The sequence below is a fragment of the Faecalibacterium sp. An121 genome (genome assembly GCF_002160915.1).
In the GTDB taxonomy this organism is placed as follows: domain Bacteria; phylum Bacillota; class Clostridia; order Oscillospirales; family Ruminococcaceae; genus Faecalibacterium; species Faecalibacterium avium.
The window spans coordinates 1-2,729 of record NZ_NFLM01000049.1; the positions used below are offsets into that span (position 1 = coordinate 1).

General features: G+C 52.8%; 1 rRNA gene. It reads left to right on the top strand.

What is annotated here, in order from left to right:
* Positions 1–4: 4 nt before the first annotated feature.
* A 23S ribosomal RNA gene (locus tag B5E66_RS12630) occupies positions 5–2,729 on the top strand; the annotation flags it as partial.

Genomic DNA, 2,729 nt, shown 5'->3' on the forward strand with positions numbered 1-2,729 from the left:
AAATGGTCAAGCGAAGAAGGGCGCAGGGCGAATGCCTTGGCACTGGGAGCCGAAGAAAGACGTGATAAGCTGCGAAAAGCCACGGGGAGCTGCAAATAAGCGTTGATCCGTGGATGTCTGAATGAGGAAACTCACCTGGGTTCATACCCAGGTACGGCATACTGAACTTCAAAATAGGTATGTCGGGGGAACCGCCTGAACTGAAACATCTAAGTAGGGCGAGGAAGAGACATCAAAAGAGATTCCGTAAGTAGTGGCGAGCGAACGCGGAAGAGGGCAAACCAGAGATAGAAATATCTCTGGGGTACGGACTGCAATTAGGACTTGAGCTGTTAGCCGAACGGCATGGGAAGGCCGGTCGGAGAGTGTGAGAACCACGTAGGCGAAAACGGCGAGAGACGAGCAGGATCCAGAGTACGGCCGGACACGTGAAACCCGGTCGGAAGAAGGGGGGACCACCCTCCAACCCTAAATACTACCCAGTGACCGATAGCGTATAGTACTGTGAAGGAAAGGTGAAAAGGACCCCGGGAGGGGAGTGAAAGAGAACCTGAAACCCTGTGCCTACAAGCACCTAGAGCACGTCAAAGTGTGATAGGGTACTTTTTGTAGAACGGTCCGGCGAGCGATTGTACGCAGCAAGGTTAAGGTCTTAAGGACTGGAGCCGAAGCGAAAGCGAGTTTGAAAAGGGCGATAAGTTGCGTGCAATGGGCCCGAAACCGGGTGACCTACCCATGATCAGGCTGAAGTGGAAGTAAAATTCCATGGAGGGCCGAACCGACCTCCGTTGAAAAGGCGGCGGATGAATTGTGGGTAGCGGAGAAATTCCAATCGAACTCGGAGATAGCTGGTTCTCCCCGAAATAGTTTTAGGACTAGCCTCATTTTAGATACCCGGAGGTAAAGCACTGAATAGCCTAGCGGCCGAGAGGTTAGCGAAGCTTATCAAACTCAGAATGCCGGAGTATTGATGAATGGGAGTCAGACAGTGTCAGATAAATGTCATTGTCAAAAGGGAAACAGCCCAGATCTACAGCTAAGGTCCCAAAGTCAGGTCAAGTGGAAAACGATGTGAAGATACGCAGACAACCAGGATGTTGGCTCAGAAGCAGCCACTCATTTAAAGAGTGCGTAATAGCTCACTGGTCGAGCGTCTTTGCGCGGAGAATTTAACGGGGCTAAACCTGACACCGAAGCTTAGGCAGCAGAAATGCTGGGTAGGGGAGCGTTGTATACGCGGAGAAACAGTAGCGTGAGCGGCTGTGGAGTGTATAGAAGTGAGAATGCCGGAATGAGTAGCGCGAATGCAGTGAGAATCTGCATGGCCGAAAGCCTCAGGTTTTTGGAGGAAGGTTCGTCCGCTCCAAGTTAGTCGGGAGCTAAGGTGAGGCCGGAAGGCGTAGCCGATGCACAGACGGTAGAGATTCCGTCACCACCAAAAGAGTTAAGCATGGGGACACATCCGAAGTGTTCGAGCCGGGCGTTGGTACCGGTAGCGATCGAGGGAAAATAGTACCGAAGTCGAGCATGGAGGGTGGCGAGAAAAGCCATGTGTATTTCTGCGGTGCCCGTACCGCAAACCGACACAGGTAGGTAGGAAGAAGATTCTAAGGCCAACGGGAGAAGGGTTGTTAAGGAACTCGGCAAATTGACCCCGTAACTTCGGGAGAAGGGGTGCTGGAGCGATCCAGCCGCAGAGAAACGGCCCAAGCAACTGTTTACCAAAAACACAGGTTTGTGCTAAATCGAAAGATGACGTATACGAGCTGACGCCTGCCCGGTGCTGGAAGGTTAAGAGGAGATGTGAGAGCATTGAATTGAAGCCCCAGTGAACGGCGGCCGTAACTATAACGGTCCTAAGGTAGCGAAATTCCTTGTCAGGTAAGTTCTGACCCGCATGAAAGGCGTAATGATTTGGGCACTGTCTCAACAGCCCGCCCGGCGAAATTGTAGTACCGGTGAAGATGCCGGTTACCCGCGACAAGACGGAAAGACCCCATGGAGCTTTACTGTAGCCTGATATTGGGTTTCGATGTTGCATGCACAGGATAGATGGGACACAGGGAAGCATGTGCTTTGGCATATGTGGAGTGGACGTTGGGATACCATCCTTGTGATATTGGAATTCTAACCAGCAGCCCTGAAGCGGGCTGGGGGACATTGTCAGGTGGGCAGTTTGACTGGGGCGGTCGCCTCCAAAAGAGTAACGGAGGCGTTCAAAGGTTCGCTCGGCTTGAACGGAAATCAAGCGAGAGAGTGCAAACGCAAAAGCGAGCCTGACTGCGAGACTGACGGGTCGAGCAGGGACGAAAGTCGGAGTTAGTGATCCGGTGGTATGTGAGTGGAAATGCCATCGCTCAACGGATAAAAGTTACCCTGGGGATAACAGGCTGATCTCCCCCAAGAGTCCACATCGACGGGGAGGTTTGGCACCTCGATGTCGGCTCATCGCATCCTGGGGCTGTATTCGGTCCCAAGGGTTTGGCTGTTCGCCAATTAAAGCGGTACGCGAGCTGGGTTCAGAACGTCGTGAGACAGTTCGGTCCCTATCTGTCGTGGGCGCAGGATATTTGATGGGAGCTGTCCCTAGTACGAGAGGACCGGGACGGACGAACCTCTGGCGCACCAGTTGTTCCGCCAGGAGCACAGCTGGGCAACTATGTTCGGATCGGATAAACGCTGAAAGCATCTAAGCGTGAAGCCGACCCAAAGATAAGATATCCCACTGA